Genomic DNA, 23,077 nt, shown 5'->3' on the forward strand with positions numbered 1-23,077 from the left:
CTAATGGAAGGTGAAGATGCCGAGACTGACCCGCGCGGAGAGCCAGGCGCGTACCCGCGAGACGCTCGTCGCGACCGCCATCGAGTTGTTCCTCCGGGACGGGTACGCGGCGACCAGCCTGGAGAAGGTCGCCGACGAGGCCGGCTTCTCCAAGGGCGCGGTCTACTCGAACTTCCGCAACAAGGACGAGCTCTGCCTGGCCGTCGTCGACGCGATCCGCCTCGACCAGGCGCACAAGATGGCCGAGGCGCTGGACGGCGCCGCGACCCTCGAAGCCATGCTGACCGGGTTCCAGCGCTGGGCCGACGAGACGATCGGCGACCAGGCCTGGACGGTCTTCGAGGTCGAGTTCGCGACCCGGGCCCGGCAGGACGACGTCGTACGCCGGGAGCTTGCCCTGCGCAACGCTCGGATCCGGGCCGCGGTCACCGAACTGCTCGAGACGCACGCCGAGGAGTTCGACATCACGCTCCCGATGCCGGCCGAGGACTGTGCGACCGCACTGCTCAGCCTCGGCGTCGGCCTGGGCGTGCAGCGAGCCATCGACCCCGACGTTGGCATCGATGTCCTACCAGCCGTCATCCGATTGCTGGCAGGCGGCAACCGCTAGAGGTTTTCCCTTGCCCGGCCGGGATCACGCAAAGTTTTGCTTCCCACGACGGTGCCGGGCGAACTAGGGTCGCGACGGATCGTAGTCGTTTCACCACGGTCGTTCGCCCACCTTGGGAGGGAATGAGTATGAGGGAGCAGTCGCGTCGCCGGAAGGCGATCGCAGCCATCACCACCACTGGAGTGGTGCTGGCACTCGGGATGTCGTTCACCAGCGCGGCGGGGGCAGCGCCGGCGAGCAGTCAGGCAGCCAGTGCGGTTCCGGCGAACCTGAAGCTGATCAAGACGAAGACGTCGTTGCTCGGCAAGCACTACTGGTACCAGCAGACCTTCAAGGGCCTGCCGGTCGTCGGCGGGTACTACGCGCAGCACGTCGACAAGTCGGGCAAGGTGCAGATCACCGACGGCCGCGACGCCGTACCGGCGAACCTGGACGTCAGCGCGAAGGTCGCCTCGGCCACCGCGACGAAGAGCGCCAACACCGCCGTCACCGCCCGCGCCGCGCGGAGCCGGACCACCGGTGGCAAGGACGCGACCCCGGCGCCGGCCGCGGCCCAGGGTGCGGCGCAGCTGGCCGTGCTCGGCGGACCGAACGCCAAGCTGGTCTGGAACGTCACCTCGCGGTCGACCGAGGGCGTCAGCCGCTCACTGGTCGACGCCAAGACCGGTACGGTCGTGGAGTCGAAGGTGATCAGCGACAACATCGACGGCACCGGCTCGGTCTTCGACCCGAACCCGGTCGTCACGCTGAAGAACGAGGACCTGACCGACCAGGACGACAAGAACCAGAACGCCTTGTTCCTGGCGCAGAAGAACGTCATCCTGCGCAACCTGGACGGCTCCGGCAAGCTGAACGGCAGCTACGTCAACATCGCCGAGGCCAAGGGCGGGGTGGCGGTCAACAAGAACAACCACTTCGTGTACCAGCGCGCCAACGACAAGTTCGAGCAGGTGATGGCGTACTACCAGGTCAACCAGACCCAGGAGTACATCCACTCGCTCGGCTTCAGCGACGTGAACAGCGAGTCGCAGGACTTCTCGATCAACACCTTCGAGGGCGACAACTCGTTCTACGACCCGTCGACCGACGTCATCACGATGGGCGAGGGTGGCGTCGACGACGCCGAGGACGCCGAGGTGATCTGGCACGAGTACGGTCACGCGATCCAGGACGACGTCGTTCCCGGCTTCGGTGAGTCGGAGCAGGCCGGCGCGATCGGCGAGGGCTTCGGCGACTACTGGGCCGTCCAGCAGTCCATCCCGGTCAGCAAGGGCTACGACATCCCGTGCGTGATGGACTGGGACGCCACGTCGTACACCGACGGCCCGAAGCACTGCCTGCGCCGCACCGACACCGGCAAGACCACCGACGACATCGACGGTGAGGTGCACGACGACGGTGAGATCTGGTCGAACGCGCTCTGGGACATCCAGAAGGCACTCGGCCGGAACAAGGCCAACAAGGTGATCCTGCAGGGCACGTTCTTCTACGCGCCGGACACCTCGTTCGCCGACGCCGCCCGGGTGACCGTGCAGTCGGCTCGCCTGCTCTACGGCAAGGCGGCCGCCGCCCAGGTGACCACCGCCTTCAAGGCGCGCAAGATTCTCTAGTACGAAGCCGAAGCTCATGCGCCCACGACTACTGTGGGCGCATGAGCTGGAGCACTTCGGACATCCCTGACCTGACCGGCCGCCGCGCCCTCGTCACCGGCGCGACCAGCGGACTCGGCTACGAGACCGCCCTCGAACTCCTGAAGCACGGGGCCGAGGTGACGATCGCCGCCCGCAACCCGGAGAAGTCCGAGCAGGCCGCCGCGAAGCTGAGGGCCGCCACCGGCACAGAGCCGGCCGTCCTCGCGCTCGACCTGGCCGATCTGGCGAGTGTCCAAGACGCGGCCAAGAGTTTCAGCGCAACGCAGGAAAGCCTCGACCTCCTGGTCAACAACGCCGGCGTGATGGCGACGCCGTACCGGCAGACCACTGACGGCTTCGAGCTGCAACTGGGCACCAATCATCTCGGCCACTTCGCCCTCACCGCCCGACTGCTGCCGTTGCTCCAGCAGGCGAAGAACCCCCGCGTCGTCACGGTCAGCTCGTTCATGCACAAAACCGTCAACACGGTCCGCCAGGCTGACCTCCGCGCCGAGAACGGCTACGCGAAGTGGGACGCCTACGGCAGATCCAAGCTCGCCAACCTGCTCTTCATGCGCGAGCTCGACCGCCGTGCCCGCGCCGCCGGCTCGAGCCTCGTCAGCGTCGGCTCACACCCCGGCTACGCTCGCACCCACCTGCAGTCGTCCGGACCGCAACTCGGCGGCGCCAACCTGGAAGCCCGGCTCCTCGCGATCGGTACCAACCTCGTCGCCCAGTCCGCGGCCGCCGGCGCCTGGCCGAGCCTGTATGCCGCGACGACGCCCGGCGTTCCGTCCGGCTCGTACTACGGCCCGTCGTTCTTCGAGTTCCGCGGCAAGCCGAAGCTGGTGCATCCCAGCAAGGCCGCTCAGGATCCCGAGCTCGCTCAGCATCTCTGGGCCTGGTCGGTCGAGGCCACCGGAGTCAACGCGTTCTGACCCAGCGTACCGAGCTAGTGACACACCGGTAACTTCGTGATTACCCTTCGGTAAAACCGAGGAGTAACCCCGCCCGGAGGTCATCGATGCGCAGACTCGTGGTCGCCCTAGCAGTCCTCGTCGCGAGCATCGGTCTCGCTCCCGTCCCGGCGCAGGCCGCAGCGGGATTCAGCACGTCGTACCAGCGCATCCCCGGCGCAGGCGGGACCGAGATCGGGGCCGTCGTACTCACCCCGACCGGGCAGGGCTCCGGCCCGTTCCCGCTCGTGGTGATGCCGTCGAGCTGGGGCGTGCCGAACCTCGAGTACGTCGGCCAGGGCAGCAAGCTGGCCAAAGCCGGCTTCCAGGTCATCTCGTACAGCAGCCGCGGCTTCTGGGACTCCGCCGGCGGCATCGACATCGCCGGCCCGCCGACCGTCGCCGACGTGACCGAAGTGATCGACTGGGCCGCCGACCACACGCCGGCCGACACCAGCCGGGTCGCCTCCGTCGGTATCTCGTACGGCGCCGGTATCTCCCTGCTGGCCAGCGCCAAGGATCCCCGGATCAAGGCGGTCGGCGCGCTGAGCGGCTGGGCCGATCTGATCGCTTCGCTGAATCCCAACGACACGGTCAATCTGCAGGCCGTCACCACACTCCTTGCGCTGGGCAACATCACCGGCCGGCCCGGACCGGAGATGCAGTCGCTGCAGACGAAGTTCCTGAGTGGCGATTTCGACACCGCGATCGCCGAGGCGACCGCGCTGGCGCCGGTCCGATCGGCCAAGACCGTGGTCGACCAGATCAACGCGAACCACCCCGCGGTCTTCCTCGCCAACGCCTTCGAGGACTCGATCTTCCCGCCGACGCAGTACACGGACTTCTTCACCCAGCTCACCGGACCGAAGCGGCTGCTGCTCGCGCACGGCGACCACGCGACCCCCGAGGTGACCGGCGCGATCGGCCTGCCCAACGAGGTCTGGGACGAGCTCGCGCCCTGGCTCAAGCACTTCCTCACCGGGGCAGACAATGGCGCCGACCAAGAGGCGCCGGTCCAACTCAAGTCGCAGCGCAACGTCTGGCGCGGCTACTCCAATTGGGCCGCGATCGGAACACCGACAACCTCGTACCTGACCAAGCCCACCGGCTTGTCGCGCACCGGATCCCTGCAGGGCCAGGCCTCCACTGGCTGGTCCAACGGCATCGGCGCCGGCGTCCCGACAGTCGCCGACAGTGGCGTGGTCCTCGTCTCGGGTGCTTTGCAAGGCCTGCTCTCGATCCCGGTCGGCGTCGCCACCCCACTCGTCGATCGCACCTTCGCCGGGGTCTGGGCGGGTCCGAAATACAGCGTGAAGACGGTCGTCAACGGCGCCCCGCGGTTGCAGGTGACTGTCACGCCCAGCAAGGCCGACACCTCGCTCTTCGCCTATCTGTACGACGTCGACGCGCTCGGCGTCGGATCGCTCATCTCGCACAAGCCGTACACGTTGCGCGGGGCAACGGCCGGGCAGCCCAGGACGGTCGACCTGAGGCTGGAGGCGACCAGTTGGGAGGTGTCCGCCGGGCATCACCTGGTGCTCGTCGTCGACACCGTCGATCCGCGTTACCTCGGTCGCAGCAGCCTCGGCAGCACGGTCACCTTCAGCTCGCCCGCCGACAACCCTTCATCACTCACGATCCCCGTTGCATAATCTGCAACATCCGTTGTGCCTATTGCCACACAAGCCGAGCTAGGCCACTCTTTGTGGTCGGATCATTACCTAAATGCTCGGAGGATGTGTCATGGGTACGAGCCGCCGCCAATTCCTCGGACTCACCGCCGCTGCCGTCGGCAGCGCAGCAGTCGGGATCACCCCAGCTCAAGCCAACGCGAGTTGTCAGGCCACGGGGACGCTGTATCTCGGCACCTACACCTCCGAGTCGGGCGGTGGTACCGGCATCGGGATCGCGTCGTACGACGTCGCGACCGGCCGGCTCACCTCGACCGGCGTACTGGCCGGCGTACAGGACCCGTCGTTCCTGATCCTCTCGCCGTCGGGCCGCAACCTGTACGCCGTGAACGAGCAGTCGTCCGGCGGCGTGACCGCCATCGCCGTCGACTCGCCCGGTCACCTGCGCGTGCTCAATCGTCAGCCCAACGGCGGAAACGCCCCCTGCCACCTGGCTCTCGTTGCCAATGGCAAGTACCTGCTGAGCGCCAACTACGGCTCCGGCGACATCGCCGTCCACCCGGTCAGGACCGACGGCAGCCTCGGCGCCCGGACCGATCTGGTCAAGCACACCGGCTCGGCGCCGCACGCGCACCAGGTCCTCCAGGACCCGACCGGCAACTACGTCCTGGCCGTCGATCTGGGCACCGACACGATCTACACCTACACGATTGCCAACGGCAAGCTCTCCCTGAAGAGCCAGGCGAAGCTCAAGACCGGTGCCGGCCCGCGCCACCTCGCGTTCCACCCCAACGGCCGCTACGCGTACGTCGCCGCCGAACTGAACAGCACGATCACCGTCTGCCAGTACGACGGCGCGACCGGCAAGGTCACTCCGGGAGCGGCCCAGGCCACGGCGCCTGCAGGCCCGACCAACTACCCCGGCGAGGTGATCGTGTCTCCGGACGGCCGGTTCGTCTACCTCACGAACCGCGGCCACAACAGCGTCGCCATCTTCGCTGTCGAGTCCGGGGGAGCGAGTCTGCGGCGCATCGGTACGCCGTCCTGCGGCGGCGACTGGCCGCGGCACGTGACCCTGGACCCGACCGGCAAACTGCTGCTGGTTTCCAATCAGCGGTCCAACAATGTCACCACCTTCGCGGTCGACATCCAGTCCGGCGGCCTGACCCCGAAGACCTCCTTCACCGCCCCGATCCCGGTCTGCGTCCTGCCCGGCTGACCGATGTCGGCCAATGTTTGATTTTGGCTGAACTCTTGTCTTTTTGTTCCGGCACGCTTTGAATGACGAGCGTGTCCGCCCGGTCACGTCCCGTCACGGGAACGTTTCCAGCGGACTGACCTTTCACCGCCCACGAGAGGGAAGCCCATGAAGTTCAGACGACGCGCGGTAGCGGTCGCGGTCGCCGGCCTGCTCGCCGCGACCGCGCTCGCCACCGGCACTCAACAAGCAGTCGGACAGCCCACTCCCGAGGCCTGGCACGCAGGCACTCCGCCGCTGAGCACGCCTTGGACCGACGAGGTGTCGCCCACCAACGCGCTCCCGGAGTACCCGAGGCCGCAGCTCACCCGCAAGAAGTGGCAGAACCTCAACGGCCTGTGGGAGTTCGCCCCGGCCGCCACGGGGGAGGCGCCCCCGTTCGACAAGACGCTGGCCGAGCAGGTGCTGGTCCCTTACCCGATCGAGTCGGCGCTGTCCGGAGTACAGCGGCATGAGGACCGGATGTGGTACCGCCGCACGTTCACCGTGCCGAGCAGCTGGAAGGGCCACCGGCTCCTGCTGCACTTCGGCGCCGTCGACTACGACGCGAAGGTCTGGGTGAACGGCCGCCAGGTCGCCACCCACCGCGGCGGCTACGACGGCTTCGACGTGGACGTCACGAACGTGCTCAAACGGTCCGGCCCGCAGGAGCTGATCGTCTGGGCCGAGGACCTGACCGACGAGACGTTCCAGCCGATCGGCAAGCAGCGCGAGGTCAGCGACCACGGCATCTTCTACCAAGGCAGCTCCGGCATCTGGCGGACCGTCTGGATGGAGCCCGTCGCCACCTCCTCGATCGACCGGCTGCAGCTCACCCCAGACCTACCGAGCAGCACGCTGAAGATCACCGCCGACACCAGCGGACCAGCCGGCCTCGACGTGGAAGCCACCGCGTACGACGGGAGCAAGCTAGTCGGCAAGGTGAAGGGCAAGGCCGACACCGAGCTCAAGCTGCCGATCAAGAACCCCAAACTGTGGTCGCCGGACAGCCCGTTCCTCTACACCCTCAAGGTCAAGCTGATCGACCGGGGCAAGACCCAGGACGAGGTCGGCTCGTACTCCGGGATGCGGTCGGTCGGCAAGATCAAAGGTGCCGACGGCAAACTCCGCCTCGCCCTCAACGGCAAGATCCTCTTCAACCTGTCGACCCTCGACCAGGGCTTCTGGCCGGACGGTCTGAACACGGCCCCGACCGATGAGGCCCTCGCATTCGATCTCGTCCAGCACAAGTTGCTCGGCTTCAACACGGTCCGCAAGCACATCAAGGTCGAGCCGGACCGCTGGTACTACCACGCGGACCAGTTGGGCCTGATGGTCTGGCAGGACATGCCGGCCGCGAAGCCCGACCCGATCCCGGCCGGCCCCTGGCGTGACCAGTTCAAGGCCGAGTTGCGCGAGATGGTCGACGAGCACAAGAGCTTCACCTCGATCACCACCTGGATCCCGTTCAACGAGGGCTGGGGTGAGTGGGACCTGGCCGAGACCGGCCGGATCGCGGGCAGCGTGAAGGCCCAGGACCCGTCCCGGCTCGTCAACGCGCACAGCGGGATGAACTGTTGCGACTCGCTCGGCGACTCCGGCCGCGGCGACGTCATCGACCACCACGCGTACCTCGGCCCCGCGACGTCCTCCCCGGCTGGTGATCGGGTGGCGGTCGACGGCGAGCACGGCGGATTCGGCCTCAAGACGACCGACCACATGTGGTTCGGCGACGGGTTCGCGTACGAGATGACGCCCGACAAGGCGACGCTCACCCGCCGGTACGTCGAGAACCAGCGCGACGTACTGCGCTCCGCCAACTCTTGTGGCATCAGTGGCTCGGTCTACACCCAGATCACCGATGTGGAGGGGGAGCTGAACGGGTTCTTCACATACGACCGGCAGATCCCCAAGATGGACTTCGCCCAGGTGAAGGCTGTCAACCAGGCCATCATCAAGGGGGCCGACGGCACCGGTACGAGCGGTCCGCAGCTGCCGCCGGGCACACCAGGTGCCGACGGCATCCACTTCTACCCGCTCGACGGAACCACGGAAGATGCCGTCGGCACCAATGACGCGACCCTGCAGAACGGCGCGGTCTTCGCCCCAGGCAAGAACGCGGAAGGCGTTGCGCTGAACGGATCCAACCAGTTCATCGACACCGGCGCGCAGCTGCTCGACACCTCCGGCAACTACACCGCGGCGGCGTGGGTGAAGCTGAACAAGGCGGATGGGTCGTTCCAGACGGTCGTCAGCCAGGACGGCGATCGCGACAGCGCCTTCTTCCTGCAGTACTCCGGTGCCGACCAGCGATTCGCGATGAGCTTCCCCGGTCAGCGCGCCCTCGCGCCGACCAAGCCCAACCCGAATCAGTGGTACCACCTCACCGGCGTACGGGATGCCGCGAAGGGTGAACTCAGGCTGTACGTCGACGGCGAGCTGGCCGCGACCAAGAGTGCTTGCAGCCTCGACTCCACCTCGACCGGACATGCGGTGATCGGTCGCGCGAAGTTCGGCGGCAACTCGGTCGACTACCTGGACGGCACGGTCGACCAGGTGCACTTCTTCGACCGGGCCCTCGACGATGCGGAGGTGCGCGCGCTCTACGCCTCGGGGCGCTGATCAACGGTTTCGAGATGCGAAGCGGTCGCAGAGCAAGCATCCTGGTAGTGGTGCCGACCAGGGAGGGCCAGTCAGATGACCGCTCCGAGCCACGTTCTCAGCCCCAAGACCGCGACGAAGTTCCGGCTGCCCCGGTTCGGGCTCGGCGGATCGCCGATCGGTGATCTGCCGGACCCGGCCGGGGACGCGGTCGCGACGGCCACCGTCGACGCGGCGTACCAGGCCGGCATCCGGTACTTCGACTCCGCCCCGAGCTACGGCAGCGGCCGCTCCGAACGGCGCTTCGGTACTGCGCTCGCCCGCCGCCCCCGTGATGAGTACCTCCTGTCCACCAAGGCCGGCCGGACGATCGACGGCACCGCCGACTTCTCCGCCGAGGGCATCCGCCGGTCGCTGGTCGAGAGTCGCGAGCGGCTCGGGCTGAGCATCGATCTGGTCTTGCTGCACGACCCGGGAGAGCACTGGCAGCAGGCGATCGAGGAGGCCTATCCGGTCCTCGACGAACTGCGCTCCGAGCGGGTGATCGGCGCCGTCGGAGTAGCTGCCGACGACTGGCAGCTACTCGATCGGTTCGTCCGCGACACCGAGCTCGACGCCGTTCTGCTCGCTGGGCAGTACTCCTTGCTGGACCGGTCGGCGGAGCCGTTGCTCGACCGCTGTCAGGCCAGGGGAGTGCTGGCGATCGTGTCCGGTGTACTGAGCAAGCAGGTGCTGCAGGTCGATCAATCCAAACAAACGACTGACCCCGCGATCATCCTCGCGCGCCGCATCTCGGCGGTCTGCGAACGGTACGGCGTATCACTGCCGCAGGCCGCGTTGGCCTTCCCTGGCAGGCATTCCGCGGTCGCTTCGGTGTTGATCGGTGCGGCCAGCCAGGCCGAGATCCGGGCCGATGCGGCGCTGGTCCGGCAATCGGTTCCCGGTGAACTCTGGCGTGACAAGGAACTCCTCAGACTTCTGGCCTAGCAACCTCTTGTCCCGGGCCTCCCACTAGGTGATTCTGGTCGTTCGATTCCTGTGGGGGGGATAGCACATGTCCAGAATCATTTCGTCCTGTCTGCGCGCCGCCGTGCTGACCGGGCTGCTCGGCTCCGGCCTGGTCGCGATCGCGGCGCCGGTCGCCTCGGCTGCCACCATCACGGTGACCACGACGACCGACGTCGTCAATCCGGGTGACGGTCTCACGTCGCTGCGGGAGGCGTTCACGACGGCCGGCACGAACGGTGTCGACGACACGATCTCGCTGGGCGCCGGGCTGACCTACCCGCTGACGAACTGCGCCGGACCGCTGACACATGCCGACGGCCACGAACTCATTGTCCAGGGCAACAACTCGACGATCGACCAGTCCTGCAACGCGATCGGCATCATCGACAGCACCGATCACGCGGGCCGGCTCGAGTTGCAGGACCTGATCATCGACGGTGGCCCGAACCCCGGCGCGGTCGCGCTGGAGGGTGCGGCCGTCCGCTCGGACAGTGAGTTGCTGTTGTCGAATGTCGAGATCCGCAACGTGCTCTCGCCAAGTGGCACGGTCGTCTGGTCGAGCTTCGACCACGGGATCACGCCGTACCGGCTGACGCTGAACAGCAGCAACCTGCACGACAACACCGGCAGCATCGTGAGCTGTGACAACTGCTCGGCGCACTTGGACGGTACGACGATCTCGAACAACGTCGGCTCGGGCATCTCGCTCGTCGACGGCTACCCGCTGCTGGTCGACAACTCGACCATCTCGAACAACACCCGGGCGGGGATCAGCAACACCGGCCAGGGCTTCCCGGCCAACAAGACCGAGCTCAACTTCAGCCAGGTCGAGAACAACGGCCGGGTCGGCATCCGCTGCGTCAACTGCGGCCGACTGAACCTGTACTCCGCCAGCGTCGCCAACAACGGGCTGACCGCGGTCGACGCGCTCGGAGGCATCTCTATCTCGATGTCGCAGCGCAGCGGCACCCCGGCGTCAGGGATCAACCTGATGCTGTCCGGCATCACGGGCAACAAGAGCACGGTGTCCGGCGGGGGCCTATCAGTCACGCCCGTGCTGGTCGAGGACGGTGGCAATACCGCTTCGACGTACGTCGACCGGACGCCGATCGACAACAACATCTCGGCCGCCGACGGTGGTGGCGCGGCGATCAGCGTCGGTGACTTCAGCGCCTACAAGGGCAGCTTCATCGGCAACACGTCAGCGCAGCGCGGTGGCGGCCTGGCGTTCCTGACGGTCGGACCGGACGTAGTACCGACCTCGGCGATGTCGCTCGATTCGACGGAGATCAACAACAACACGGCCGGTACCGACGGTGGCGGTGTCTATGCGTTCAGCGCCGGTTCGGTCAGCGGCTTCCAGCCGATCATCTCCGCCAACACGGCGACCGGGAACGGTGGCGGCGTCAAGGTCGGCTTCGCCTACCAGGCCACCTTCGACGGCGGCAAGTACTACGGGAATCACGCGGCCAACGGAGCCGGTCTCGACCTGGCCGCGGAGTCGGTGAAGTTCGACAAGGCGACGATCAACGACAACTCCGTCGTACCGGCCGCCGGCACAGGTGGTGGAGCGCGAATCTCGGCGATCGCGGCGAGCTTGCTGAACAGCACGATCAACGGCAACACCGCGACCACCGGTGGCGGACTGAACTTCACCACCGCGACGCACGTCGACCTCACCCACGTGACGATGGCCGACGACACGGCCACGACGGGCGCGCACATCGCCGCCGTACCGTCCGCCACGGTCGCCATAAGCCGCAGCGCGCTCGTGCTGCCGATCACCGGTACTGCCTGCGCCGGAGTCGGCGGCGCGTTCCACGGCGTCTCCGGCGGTTTCTCCGTACTACGCGACGCCACCTGCAGCACAATCGCCTCCGACCTCGTCACGGCCGCCGACCCGCAACTCGGCGCCCTGTCGAACGGCTACCCGGAAGGCCGGTTGCCTGCGGCCACCAGCCCGCTCGGTGGAAGGGTGCCGATCGCCAGCTGCACAACCGTGGACGACCAGCGGCTGCAGGCCCGCCCGCTCGGCGCGAACTGTGACGCCGGGTCGGTCGAGTTCGCGGAGACCGTCGCACCGCCGAGCCCGGACAAGCTGCTGACCGATCTGATCGCCGAGGTGAAGGGGCTGCACCTGCAGAAGGCGCTCGAGACGTCGCTGGTGCTGAAGCTCGAGAAGACCCGTCTCGCGATCAAGGCCGACAACAAGCCGGTGGCGAAGGTGCTGCTGATCGCGTTCGTCGTCGAGGTGAAGGCCGCCCAGGTCGCGAAGAAGATCCCGGCGGCCGCGGCCACCCAGTTGGTGACGAAGGCAACTGCGATCCGGCACGCTCTGTAGGTACTCTGGACGGAGGCCCGCTGATCCAGTGGGCCTCCGGACGAGAAAGCGCCGTACCCGGTTCACGACAAGACGACGCTGGTTCCCTTGGAGGGGCCGTGTCCATGCATGTCGTCGATGTGATCGAGATCGTTGGTGCGCTGACCGTGCTGGTGGCCTTCGCGGCCGCACAGGCGGGGCGGCTCGAGCAGAAGACCCTGTCCTACCAGCTGCTGAACCTGATCGGTTCGGCAGTACTGGCCGTGATCGCGGCCGTCGAGAGTTCCTGGGGCTTCCTGCTGCTGGAAGGCAGCTGGGCGGTCGTGAGCCTGATGGGGTTGCTGAGCCTGCTGAAGACCGTCAAGCCCATTACCGCCGGCTAGAACCGGTCGCCAGGCTCCGGGGTGCCGGGAGAGCCCGTGGGGTTGGGTGATCCCGGCGGGGGAACCGTGACGGTGTCCGTCGGGGTTGCGCCGGGGGTAGTCGGGCTCTCGGTACCGTTCGTATTGGGCGGCGGGGTGGTCGGCGTGACGGTGACCGTGAACGTGTTGGTCGGCGGCGGAATGAGCGGGTCGGGCTCCAGCTCGGGGGAGTGCCGGAACATCAGCCAGGCGACCAGGATCGCCACTGCCATCAGTACCGCCATCGTCAGCAGCGAGAGCGCCACCGCGAGCCAGGAGGCCGGCCGCAATGCGGACGGCCAGGGGAGAGGCCAGAGCCGGAACAGGCCCGGGCGGCGGCGGTTCTCCCAGTAGTGGCGGAAATCGGGGCCACGGACGCGACCGATCGGCGGGATCCGGTCCATCAGTACCGCTGACAGGATGTCCTCGCCACGGCGCTCGGCGATCAGCTGCTCGTCCCCGGCCGCGCTCGAGCCGTCGTCCTCGCGGACCGGTCCGAGGGCGGCCCAGAGCGCCACGTCCTCGTCGTCCGCGTCGTTGTGAGCGAGCACGACGCCGTCAGGCAACTCATCGACGGCGGTGATGAAGCGATCGCGGGCGGCTGCGTCGTCGGAGGAGCCCTCGGTCATCATCGCGACGACCGCGCCGCGGCCGGTCTCGTCGGCGGCGATGTAGAGGTAGCCGGCCGCGTTCGCGCCCAGTCGGCCCCGGAGCCAGAAGTCACCGACGCGCGGCGGGTCCTCCGGCAGCAGCGGCAACGCGTCCGGCACGGCCCGCGCCGGAGCCTCGGCGGGTGCCTCGGCGGGAGTGTCGGGCTCCGCCGGTGCCGCCGTGTCGGTCTGGGAGTCGGTCGCGGTCATCACCTCCAATCCCACCACATCCCCGGTAGCCATGTCGCCCGCGCCCGCCGCGTACGGCGTACCGGGTGCTCCTGGGGCGCCGCGGGCCGGAGTAGCGGGGTGTTCGGATTTGAGCGGCTGGGCAGGATAGGAGGGGAGCCGGGCGGGGCGCGCGCGTGCCCCGGGTCGGCAATCTGATGGAATGGGCGGCAGTTCCCGTGCGCAGACATGGTCCACCGCGGACCCCGGAAGGACAGGCATGACCGAAACCACTGTGCCGACCGGGTCGGTGGCCCAGCAGTCACACCTGGTCAGCGAGGCGATCAGCGAGATCAAACGCGTGATCGTCGGCCAGGAGCACATGGTCGAGACGCTGATGGTGTCGCTGCTCGCCAAGGGTCACTGCCTGCTCGAGGGTGTGCCCGGCGTCGCCAAGACGCTGGCGGTGCGCACCTTCGCCTCGGTCGTCGGTGGTTCGTTCGCCCGGATCCAGTTCACCCCCGACCTGGTGCCGTCCGACATCGTCGGCACCCGGATCTACCGGCAGACCCGCGAGGCGTTCGACATCGAGCTCGGCCCGACCTTCGTGAACTTCGTCCTGGCCGACGAGGTCAACCGCGCGCCGGCCAAGGTGCAGTCGGCGATGCTCGAGCTGATGGCCGAGCGTCAGGTGTCGATCGGCGGCCAGACCTTCCCGATGCCGAAGCCGTTCATCGTGATCGCCACCCAGAACCCGATCGAGTCCGAGGGCGTCTACCCGCTGCCCGAGGCGCAGCGGGACCGGTTCCTGGTCAAGATCGACGTACCGCACCCGCGCGGGCACGAGGAGTTCGAGATCCTCCGCCGGATGAGTGTCGACCCGCCCCAGGCCCGTCAGGTGCTCAAGCCCGAGACGATCATGGAGCTGCAACGCTCGGCCGAGCAGGTCTTCGTCCACAACCTGGTCGCGGAGTACGCCGTCCGCCTGGTGATGGCGACCCGGACGCCGGCCGACTTCCACCTGCCCGACCTGGAGCCGATCATCGAGCTCGGCGTCAGCCCGCGGGCGACCCTCGGCCTGGTCTCGGCCGGCCGGGCGCTGGCGCTGATCCACGGCCGCGACTACCTGCTGCCCAGCGACATCCAGACGATCGCGCTCGACGTGATGGGCCACCGGCTCGGGCTGACCTTCGACGCGGTCGCCGACAACATCGACCCGCGTGCCGTGGTCGAGCGGATCCTGGCCACCGTGCCGCCGCCGCAACCGGTCTGGCGCGACGGCAGCGACGGCAGCGGCCGCCCCGAGTTCGTCTAACCAGGTGGCCAACCGACCAGACCCACGGGTTGCGATGACGATCTCGCAGCTCGCACCCGAGCGCGCGCTGCGCCGGCTCGAGCTCACCGTGGTCCGGCGGCTCGAGGGGTTCCTGCACGGCGAACACCTCGGGCTGCTGCCCGGTCCTGGTACCGAGCTGGCCGAGGCCCGGGAGTACCAGGTCGGCGACGACGTCCGCCGGATGGACTGGGCCGTCACCGCCCGTACCACCGTCCCGCACGTCCGCGACCTGATCGCGGACCGGGAGCTGGAGACCTGGGCGATGGTCGACCTGTCGGCCTCGATGGACTTCGGTACGTCGCAACTGGAGAAGCGTGAGCTGGCCGTGGCAGCGGTCGCTACCGTCGGCTTCCTGACCCACCGCCTCGGCGACCGCTTCGGCGGCCTGATGCTCCGCGACTCGAGCCTGCGCCGCTGGCCGGCCCGGTCCGGGCGGCTCGCCCTCTACGGTCTCCTGCGGGCGTTGCTCGCGGAGACCGATCACGGCGAGCACCAGGCGCGCAGCGACCTGGCCGGCGCGCTGGACTCGATGGCCCGGACCCAGCGCAAGCGCGGCCTGCGGGTGATCGTGTCGGACTTCCTCACTCCCGAGGACGGCGAGATCGACAGCCGGATGGAGCCGTCCTGGGAGCGGTCGATGCGCAAGCTGACCGCCCAGCACCAGGTGCTCGCGGTCGAGATCGTCGACCCGCGCGAGCTGGAACTGCCGAACATCGGCGTCGTCATGATCGGCGACCCGGAGACCGGAGCGATCCGGGAGATCGACACCCGCAAGCGCCGGGTGCGCGAGGAGTTCGCCGCGGCCGCGCTGGCGCAGCGGGAACGAACCAGGACGGCCCTGCGTAGGGTAGGAGCCGGACATCTGGTCCTGCGGACCGACCGAGACTGGGTCGCCGACACCGTGCGGTTCGTCCTCGCCTACCGGCGAATGGCGCCCCGCCTGCACCAACCGCCGAAGGGAGTGGCTCGCTGATGGAGTTCCTGTCTCCGGCCAGACTGTGGTTCCTGCTCTTCATCCCGGTCGTCGTCGCCGGGTACGTCTACCTGCAGCACCGGCGAGCGCAGTACGCGCTGCGGTTCACCAACATCGCGCTGCTCGACCGGGTCGCGCCGCGCCGGCCGCAGTGGCGCCGGCACCTGGCCGTCGTACTGGCGCTGTTCGCCACGGCGTCGTGCATCATCGCGTTCGCGCAGCCCAAGGACGAGGTGAAGGTGCCGCGCGAGCGGGCCACCATCGTCGTCGCGATCGACGTGTCGCTGTCGATGATGGCGACCGACGTCGACCCGAACCGGCTCGAGGCGGCGAAGCGGTCGGCGAAGAACTTCGTCAGCCAGTTGCCGGCCAAGTTCAACGTGGCGGTGGTGAACTTCGCGGGGACCGCGTCGATCATCGTGCCGCCGACCACCGACCGGGCCACTGTGCAGCGGTCGATCGACGGGCTGGAGCTGGCCGAGTCGACGGCTACCGGCGAGGGGATCTTCACCTCGCTGCAGGCGCTTACCCAGGTACCAGCTGATCCCGAGCACCCGAACGATCCGGCTCCGGCGCGGATCGTGCTGCTGTCCGACGGCAAGCGCACTGTCGGCCGGACCGCCCAGGAAGGCGCCCAGGCGGCGAAGGCGAAGCACACGCCGGTCTACACGATCACCTTCGGTACGGACTCAGGCTTCATCGAGATGGACGGCATCCGCCAGCGCGTCCCCCCGGACCGCGCCGAACTCCGCAGCGTCGCCGAGATCACCGGCGGAGAGGCCTACACGGCCGAATCCGCCGGCGAACTCGAAGACGTCTACAAGGACATCGGCTCCTCCGTCGGCTACGACAAGGTGGACAAGGAAGTCACGTCCCGCTTCGCCGGCATCGCGATGCTCTTCACGTTGCTGGCCGCCGGCGCCTGCATCGCCCTGGCCACCCGCTTCCCGTAATCAGTTGCCGCTGATCAGCCGTACTGCTGGCTGTCGGCGAAGGCCGTGATCCACGCCAGCGCCGAGTTCCAGTTCACCGCGACCTCGTTGGTCGAGTACGAACCGATGTTGTCGAGATAGCAGGTCGCCGGAGCACACCCCTGCAAGCCGCGCTGAGCCACCGGATCCTGCAGCCCCGAGTTCGGCCCACCCGCCAGCGATCCAGGAGCCGGCGACGGCAGCGTCGGATCGAGCGACTTCGCCCAGAACCGGTGATGCTGATTGTGGCTGTCGCGCTCGCCGTACCCCGTCACGTACGACTGGTTGATCGCGTTCCGCCCGAGCAGGTAGTCGAGCGATTCCAACGCCCCATCCCGGTACTTCGGAAGCCAGGTCAGTGAGTACGCCGTCGCCATCACCATCGCGTTGCTGGCGACCGCGCTGTTCGACCCCCACATGTACTTGCCGTCCGCCGGCAGATACGGGTTCGCGTACCCCTGCGACCGCAGATCAGCCAGGTACTTGTCCGCCACCCCCGCGATCCGGACCACCAACCTCAGGTACTCGACCGGCGAAAGCCGCCACGGCACCCGGGCAAGCGCGAGGTCGGCCAGCCCACCCGTCTCCTGCCACGAGAAGCCGTCCGAGGCCTTCAGCTGAGTCGTGATCGCCTTCTTGTACGCCTGCTTGCCAGTAGTCGCGAACAGCTCAGCCGCCGCCCACGAGAACTCATCGGTGACCTTGATGTCGTCGTAAGCGCCACCGCCCTCACCACCATCCGGCGCATAGACCGCCGGATTCGCCAGCGCCGCCTTCCACGCCTTGTCCGCCGCCGCGAGGCATCGACCTGCCAGCGCCTTGTCCCACTTCGCGTAGACCCGCGCGCACCGAGCACCGACCGCGGCGACGTTCAGCGTGGCAGCCGTCGACGGGGGATAGAGGTAACGCTGCTGCGGATCGGCGGCCGGCTTGAGTGGCAGCCCGGTCCACTTCTCGTCGTGGATCTTGTGATGCACCATTCCCGACGGCGCCTGCATCCGGAGCAGGAAGTCGATCTCCCACTTCGCCTCGTCCAGCACGTCGGGAATCTTGTTGCCTGCTTCAGGAATCCGCAGCGTTTCGTCACCGGACTGCTCGTACTGATCGAGCAACTGCCACGCGGCCAGCGCCCCATTGACGACGTACTTGCCGTGGTCGCCCGCGTCATACCAACCACCCCGTACGTCGAGGCTGTACGCGCAAGTCCCCGGGAAGCAGGGGACCGATGTGTCGCCCTTGTTCGGCGCGACGCCCAGATGCCCGGCGTCACGAGCGCGTTCCGCGCCGACGTACTGGGCCTCGATCGGGATGCCGCTGCGGTTGTTGTAGAAGTACTCGAGCGCGTCCTGGGCCAGCGGCTTGTAGATACCGTTGCCGATGGCAAACGGTTCGCTGAGTTGGTCGCCGACGGCCAGGCGATAGCCGTCGCCGGTGCCGCGGTACTGGCCGAAATCGATCAGCTGCACGTTGGTGCCGGACATCGCGTCGGCGCCGTGCGACTTGGTCTTGCCCTGGGCAACGATGCCGTCGGCGTCGTCGAGCAATCGCCAGGAGAGTGGGTTGGTCTCGTCGGTGACGTAGGTGGCTCGCTTCGGTCCGTTCTGCAGGTAGCCGAGCTGGTTGACCCGGACAGGCGAGCCGAAGTCCCGTACCCCACCAGGTGGTACGACACCACCGACCAGCGAGATGTCGTCCAGACAGAGCGTGTACGGCGTACTGCCGCCGCCGGCCTGGAAACTGACCTGGGTGTGATCCGACGTGGTCGGCGACGTGCCGGTGAAGGTGAACGTCTGCGTTCCGGTGGTGACGTCGACCGTCTTGTTCATCACCGTCACCATCGGCTGGGACGAGGTCTGCACGACGGCGCGGAACGTGGTCGCGAGGCTGGCCGACGCCTCGAATCGCAGCGTGTAGGGCTGGCCGTTCTCCACCGGGACGTCGTCCTGGCCGATCATCGAGTCCCACACGTTCACCGTGCTGCCGGGGATCTGCGCGCAGAGCCGCCCGTCGGTGATGGTCGACGGGGTGTTCCCGCTGGTCCACCACGGGGTCTTGGCGCCGCTGTCGAAGTTCCCGTTCAGGATCCGCTCGTACTGCGGGCCGTCGGCGGCCGCAGCCTGGACGGCGAGGGTCGCTGGAAGAAGAAGGAAGGCGGTCAGGGTGGTCACTGAGCGCCTTCGGAGTGTGGTCATGCAGCTGCCTCCGGGGGAATCGCGCTGGGAGCGCTTTCAGATTTTGGCCAAAAGGTCAGCGGCGTCCCTGTGCATGGTGCCGACGGCTTCTGGGCGTGTCAAGACTGAAACAGACGGGAAAGCGGCCCTTCACAACGGAGGCCGGATGTCCTATGGTCGGCTGGAAGCGCTCCCAGTTTCTGCCGACGCTGGCTCAGCGGCGTCACCGTGGCCTCGGCGTCCATGGCACTGGGAGCCCTTCAAGAAACCGTAGAGTCAAATCAGTCGTGCGGAATCGGCTGGCAGTACCAGCTCCACGCGGTGATCAGGCAAGTCGAAGGAGAACGACCAGGTGACGACGGAGACGCCGAGGCGGCAGCCGACTCTCGACGAGGTCGCGGAGCGCGCCGGGGTGTCGCGATCGGCGGCGTCCCGGGTGATCAACAACGCGCCGCACGTCAGCCGCGCCAAACGCGAGGCGGTACGCCGGGCCGTCGACGACCTCGGCTACGTGCCCAACGCCACGGCTCGCGCGCTGGCGACCCAGCAGGCGGGTTCGGTCGTGCTGGCGATCTCCGGCGACGACCCGGCGATGTTCGCCGACCCGTTCTTCGCCGAGGTGGTCGTCGGCGTCAACTCCGTCCTGGAGGAGACCGAGCTGGAGCTGATGCTGTCCCTGGCCACCTCGTCCCGCGGCCAAGCGCGGCTGGAGCAGTTGCTCCGCACCAGACAGGCCGACGGCGTCATGCTGATGTCCCTCCACGGCGACGACCCACTCGCCACCCTCGCCGCCAACGCCTCCGTACCAGTCGTCTTCGGCGGCCGCCCCCTCAACTTCGAACCCCCGTACTACGTAGACGCCGACAACCGTGGCGGCGCCCGACTCGCCACCGAGCATCTGGTCAAGGCCGGCCGCCGCCGAATCGCCACCATCACCGGCCGCCTCGACGAAGGTGCAGGCATGGCCAGGCTCCAAGGCTTCCAAGACGCCCTGGCCGTCGCCGGCCTGGACAACACCTTGATCGAGAACGGCGAGTTCCGGGAGGACGGCGGAGCCACCGCGATGACCAGGTTGCTGGATGAAGCTCCCGACCTGGACGCCGTCTTCATCGCCTCCGACCAGATGGCCATCGGCGCCCTCCGCGTCCTGGCTCGCGCCGGCCGCGACGTCCCCGGCGACGTCTCCATCGTCGGCTTCAACGACATCACCAGCGCCCGCCACACCGACCCACCACTCACGACCGTCAATCAGCCGATCCACGCCCTGGGCCGCGAGATGGCCCGCATGCTGCTCGCCCTGATGTCCGGCGACCAACCGAGCCCGCTGATCCTGCCCACGCAGCTGGTGATCCGCTCCTCGGTCTGACGTCAGCCGTGCAGCGTGGGCTGGTAGATCAGTTCTTGGGTGCGGCCGTGGAAGGTGTGGCTCTCGATCAACTCGAGGTCGAAGTCGGCCGCGCCCTGGAAGATCGGCTCCACTCCGGTCTGACCGGCGATCACCGGGAACACGGTGATCTGCACCCGGTCGACCAGACCGGCGGCCATCAGCGCCCGGTTCAGTGAGAGGCTGCCGTGCGAGCGCAGCGGTACGTCGGACTCCGCCTTGAGCCGGGCAACCACATCGACAGCGTTGCCTTTCACAACGGTCGCGTCCGGCCAGTCGAACGGTCCGTCGAGGGTCGAGGACAGCACCGTGGTCGGCGTACTCCGCATCGCCGCGTTCACCGGGTCGAGCGCCTCGGCCGGTACCTTGCTCAGGCCCAGCATCTGCTCCATCAGCCGGAAGGTGTTGGCCCCGAAGACCAGCCGCTGCTCGTCGGCGTACAAGGCGAGTCGGCGGTCCAGGAACTGTGCGCCGTCCTTAACCCAGTACGGACCCCAGTCGGCGTCGTCGTACGAGGCGAAGCCGTCGAGGCTGGAGAAGATGTCGAAGGTGTAGGTGGCGGTCATGATGTTCTCCCTGGCTGCTTCGGTGGGTCGCTTTGCATCCTTCGGTCGAACGGTGCGCGGCGGAATCGACAGCGTCCCCGGAATTCTTCTCCAGGCGTGGGGGCAGCGGAGTTGCGGACCGGGCGGTTCCGGATCGCGACACGACGGTGATGTAGTTGACACGGCGAGGTTGCTGGTGTTGGCGGGGTGGGTGGTGCAGTATGGACCTCGCCGTCCGGGATCGACGGTGGTTGTTCGAGAACGCTGGGGAAGGCGCAGCTCGAGCACAGGAGGTCCCGGTGGCGACGACTCGTGGCGTTCTATACGTCCACACCGTGCCGTCAGCGTTGTGCCCTCATGTTGAGTGGGCAGCGGGCGGCATCCTTGGCGTGCCCGTGAAACTCGACTGGACGCCGCAGCCCGCGGCGCAGGGAACGTACCGGGCGGAGCTGTCGTGGCAGGCCGAGGCCGGCACGGCGGCGAAGCTGGCATCGGCGCTGCGCGGATGGCAGAAGCTGCGCTTCGAGGTCACCGAAGAGCCCAGCAACGGGGTCGAGGGCGAGCGGTACTCGTTTACCCCGACGCTCGGCGTCTTCCACGCGACCACCGGCGTGCACGGCGACATCATGGTGCCCGAGGAACGGCTGAAGGCAGCGATGCTGAAAGCCTCCACCGGCGAGGCCGATCTGACCGAGGAGGTCGAGCGGCTGCTCGGCCGGCCCTGGGACGACGAGCTCGAACCGTTCCGGTACGCCGGTGACGGCGCGCCCGTGCGCTGGCTGCACCAGGTGGTCTGAGCAGAACCTGAGAAGTTCAGAAGAAAGCCCGCAGACACAGGACAAGCAGCCCGATTTGCACGATGCTATGAACAAGCTTCCCGTTGATCGGGAGACAGAAGTGGCCGCTGGGCCACCGGGTGTCGGGACACCCCCGGTTGTCACACACAGCGGCCGCACCACGTGAAAGGGCGCGGACCTCACGGTCCGCGCCCTTCGTCTTGTGGTCAGAGCGGGATGTTGCCGTGCCTGCCGCGGACCCGGCCGGTGGATTCGGCGGTGGCGATCGCGGCGGCGAGAGCCGAGCGGGTGCTGGTCGGCTCGACGATCTCGTCGACGACGCCGATCTGGCGGGCTCGCTCGATGCCGCCGGCGATCTTCTCGTGCTCGGCGGCCAGCTCAGCCTCGACCTGCGGCCGCAGATCCGGCTCGACCTCGGCCAGCCTGCGGCGATGCAGGATCCGGATCGCGGCAACCGCACCCATCACGGCCACCTCGGCCCGCGGCCAGGCGAACACCCGGGTCGCACCCAGCGAGCGCGCGTTCATCGCGATGTACGCGCCACCGTAGGTTTTGCGAGTCACCAGCGTGACGCGCGGTACGACGGACTCCGCGAACGCATGCAGCAGCTTGGCGCCCCGGCGTACGACGCCGTCCCACTCCTGCCCAACTCCCGGCAGGTACCCAGGTACGTCGACCAGCACCACCATCGGCACCCCGAACGCGTCGCACATCCGCACGAACCGGGCAGCCTTCTCCGCCGACAACGCATCGAGACACCCACCGAGCCGCAGCGGGTTGTTCGCGATCACCCCGACCGTACGACCGCCGAGCCGACCCAGCGTCGTGACGATGTTCGGCGCCCAGCGCTGATGCAGCTCGACGCCGGACTCCTCGTCGAGCACCCCGCCGACCAGCGGATGCACGTCGTACGCCCGCTTGGCCGACTCCGGCAGGAAGCCCGACAGGTCGGTGTCGGCAACCTCATCCGAGACCGCGCCAGGATTCGCGAGCAGATCCGCCAACCGGCGGGCCTTCTCGATCGCGGCCGCCTCGGAGTCGGTGGTGATGTGCACGACGCCCGACCGTCGCCCGTGCGGCTCCGGACCGCCGAGCCGCAACATGTCGACGTCCTCGCCGGTGACCGAGCGGACCACGTCCGGCCCGGTGACGAAGATCCGCCCCTCCGGCCCGAGGATCACGATGTCGGTCAACGCCGGCCCGTACGCCGCGCCGCCGGCGGCCGGGCCGAGCACGACGGAGATCTGCGGGATCTTGCCCGAAGCCTGCGTCATCTCGTAGAAGATCTTGCCGACCGCGTGCAGCGACAGCACGCCCTCGGCCAGCCGCGCACCACCGGAGTGCCACAACCCGATGATCGGCAGCTCCTCCTCGCGAGCCACGTGATACGCCTGTACGACGACCTCGCAGCCCTCGTCGCCCATCGCGCCGCCCATCACGGTGGCGTCGGAGCAGAACGCGATCACCTTGGCCCCGGCGATCGTGCCCCGGGCCGCGAGCATGCCGGACAGGTTGTCGGGGGTGATCAGTTCGAGCGTGCCCGGGTCGAACAGCGCGGTCAGCCGGGCCACCGGATTGCGGGGATCCTCTTCGCGCGGCAGCTTGACCGGCTTCACAGGGGCGGTGGTCATGGGCATCTCCCGGGGTCAGAAGGGTGCGGACTGTTCAATGGGCTGAGGCACGAACC

General features: G+C 68.0%; 18 protein-coding genes and 1 riboswitch. Of the genes, 14 read left to right on the forward strand and 4 right to left on the reverse strand.

The window, feature by feature from the left end:
- Positions 1-16 precede the first annotated feature (16 nt).
- The 9 genes from AB0M15_RS11930 (at position 17) to AB0M15_RS11970 (ending at position 12,377) form a co-directional block, all read left to right on the forward strand.
- Entirely contained in the window at positions 17-610 is a 594-nt protein-coding gene (locus tag AB0M15_RS11930; RefSeq protein ID WP_363816703.1) for a TetR/AcrR family transcriptional regulator, read from the forward strand.
- Positions 611-738: 128 nt separating this feature from the next.
- Positions 739-2,220 carry a M36 family metallopeptidase gene (locus AB0M15_RS11935; protein ID WP_363816705.1) on the forward strand — a complete coding sequence of 494 codons (1,482 nt, stop codon included), beginning with the start codon at positions 739-741 and terminating at the stop codon, positions 2,218-2,220.
- Between the two features lie 41 nt (positions 2,221-2,261).
- Positions 2,262-3,179, forward strand: a complete 918-nt coding sequence (locus AB0M15_RS11940) for an oxidoreductase (RefSeq protein ID WP_363816706.1) — start codon at positions 2,262-2,264, stop codon at positions 3,177-3,179.
- Between the two features lie 86 nt (positions 3,180-3,265).
- The gene (locus AB0M15_RS11945; RefSeq protein ID WP_363816708.1) at positions 3,266-4,849 is read left to right on the forward strand and encodes an alpha/beta fold hydrolase; all 1,584 of its coding nucleotides are present in this window, start codon (positions 3,266-3,268) and stop codon (positions 4,847-4,849) included.
- 91 nt (positions 4,850-4,940) lie between these two features.
- Positions 4,941-6,047, forward strand: coding sequence for a lactonase family protein (locus AB0M15_RS11950; protein ID WP_363816710.1), 1,107 nt, complete (start codon positions 4,941-4,943; stop codon positions 6,045-6,047).
- A gap of 147 nt (positions 6,048-6,194) precedes the next feature.
- Positions 6,195-8,687: a LamG-like jellyroll fold domain-containing protein gene (locus AB0M15_RS11955; protein ID WP_363816712.1), complete on the forward strand. Its 2,493-nt coding sequence runs from the start codon at positions 6,195-6,197 to the stop codon at positions 8,685-8,687.
- A gap of 75 nt (positions 8,688-8,762) precedes the next feature.
- Positions 8,763-9,653: an aldo/keto reductase gene (locus AB0M15_RS11960; RefSeq protein ID WP_363816714.1), complete on the forward strand. Its 891-nt coding sequence runs from the start codon at positions 8,763-8,765 to the stop codon at positions 9,651-9,653.
- Positions 9,654-9,720: 67 nt separating this feature from the next.
- Positions 9,721-12,015 carry a right-handed parallel beta-helix repeat-containing protein gene (locus AB0M15_RS11965; RefSeq protein ID WP_363816716.1) on the forward strand — a complete coding sequence of 765 codons (2,295 nt, stop codon included), beginning with the start codon at positions 9,721-9,723 and terminating at the stop codon, positions 12,013-12,015.
- Positions 12,016-12,026: 11 nt separating this feature from the next.
- A riboswitch (guanidine-III (ykkC-III) riboswitch) is annotated at positions 12,027-12,097 on the forward strand.
- Positions 12,098-12,119: 22 nt separating this feature from the next.
- Positions 12,120-12,377: a hypothetical protein gene (locus AB0M15_RS11970; RefSeq protein WP_363816717.1), complete on the forward strand. Its 258-nt coding sequence runs from the start codon at positions 12,120-12,122 to the stop codon at positions 12,375-12,377.
- Here AB0M15_RS11970 and AB0M15_RS11975 read toward each other — a convergent pair.
- On the reverse strand, positions 12,374-13,255 hold the full coding sequence (locus tag AB0M15_RS11975; RefSeq protein ID WP_363816719.1) for a hypothetical protein: 882 nt from the start codon (positions 13,253-13,255) through the stop codon (positions 12,374-12,376). The genes AB0M15_RS11970 and AB0M15_RS11975 overlap by 4 nt on opposite strands.
- Before the next feature lie 238 nt (positions 13,256-13,493).
- Between AB0M15_RS11975 and AB0M15_RS11980 the strand changes: the two genes are divergently transcribed.
- From AB0M15_RS11980 to AB0M15_RS11990, 3 genes are read left to right on the forward strand one after another with little or no spacing between them, the layout of a single operon-like run.
- The gene (locus AB0M15_RS11980) at positions 13,494-14,528 is read left to right on the forward strand and encodes a MoxR family ATPase (RefSeq protein WP_363816721.1); all 1,035 of its coding nucleotides are present in this window, start codon (positions 13,494-13,496) and stop codon (positions 14,526-14,528) included.
- A gap of 34 nt (positions 14,529-14,562) precedes the next feature.
- Complete coding sequence (locus tag AB0M15_RS11985; protein ID WP_363816723.1) at positions 14,563-15,522, forward strand: DUF58 domain-containing protein; 960 nt, start codon at positions 14,563-14,565, stop codon at positions 15,520-15,522.
- Positions 15,522-16,475 carry a VWA domain-containing protein gene (locus AB0M15_RS11990; RefSeq protein WP_363816725.1) on the forward strand — a complete coding sequence of 318 codons (954 nt, stop codon included), beginning with the start codon at positions 15,522-15,524 and terminating at the stop codon, positions 16,473-16,475. Before AB0M15_RS11985 ends, AB0M15_RS11990 begins: the two co-directional genes overlap by 1 nt.
- Positions 16,476-16,489: 14 nt before the next feature.
- On the opposite strand, the gene AB0M15_RS11995 is transcribed toward AB0M15_RS11990, so the two are convergent.
- Positions 16,490-18,661, reverse strand: a complete 2,172-nt coding sequence (locus AB0M15_RS11995; RefSeq protein ID WP_363816727.1) for a glycoside hydrolase family 9 protein — start codon at positions 18,659-18,661, stop codon at positions 16,490-16,492.
- A 355-nt stretch (positions 18,662-19,016) separates the two neighbouring features.
- On the opposite strand from AB0M15_RS11995, the gene AB0M15_RS12000 reads away from it, so the two are divergent.
- Entirely contained in the window at positions 19,017-20,030 is a 1,014-nt protein-coding gene (locus tag AB0M15_RS12000; protein ID WP_363816729.1) for a LacI family DNA-binding transcriptional regulator, read from the forward strand.
- A gap of 2 nt (positions 20,031-20,032) precedes the next feature.
- Here the strand turns inward: AB0M15_RS12000 and AB0M15_RS12005 are convergent, their stop codons facing one another.
- Entirely contained in the window at positions 20,033-20,614 is a 582-nt protein-coding gene (locus tag AB0M15_RS12005; protein ID WP_363816731.1) for a dihydrofolate reductase family protein, read from the reverse strand.
- Positions 20,615-20,892: 278 nt separating this feature from the next.
- Between AB0M15_RS12005 and AB0M15_RS12010 the strand changes: the two genes are divergently transcribed.
- The gene (locus tag AB0M15_RS12010) at positions 20,893-21,390 is read left to right on the forward strand and encodes a DUF3145 domain-containing protein (RefSeq protein WP_343977321.1); all 498 of its coding nucleotides are present in this window, start codon (positions 20,893-20,895) and stop codon (positions 21,388-21,390) included.
- Positions 21,391-21,596: 206 nt separating this feature from the next.
- On the opposite strand, the gene AB0M15_RS12015 is transcribed toward AB0M15_RS12010, so the two are convergent.
- The gene (locus AB0M15_RS12015; protein ID WP_363816733.1) at positions 21,597-23,021 is read right to left on the reverse strand and encodes a carboxyl transferase domain-containing protein; all 1,425 of its coding nucleotides are present in this window, start codon (positions 23,019-23,021) and stop codon (positions 21,597-21,599) included.
- Positions 23,022-23,077 lie beyond the last annotated feature (56 nt).

The organism is Kribbella sp. NPDC051718 (genome assembly GCF_040681515.1).
Classification (GTDB): Bacteria; Actinomycetota; Actinomycetes; order Propionibacteriales; family Kribbellaceae; genus Kribbella.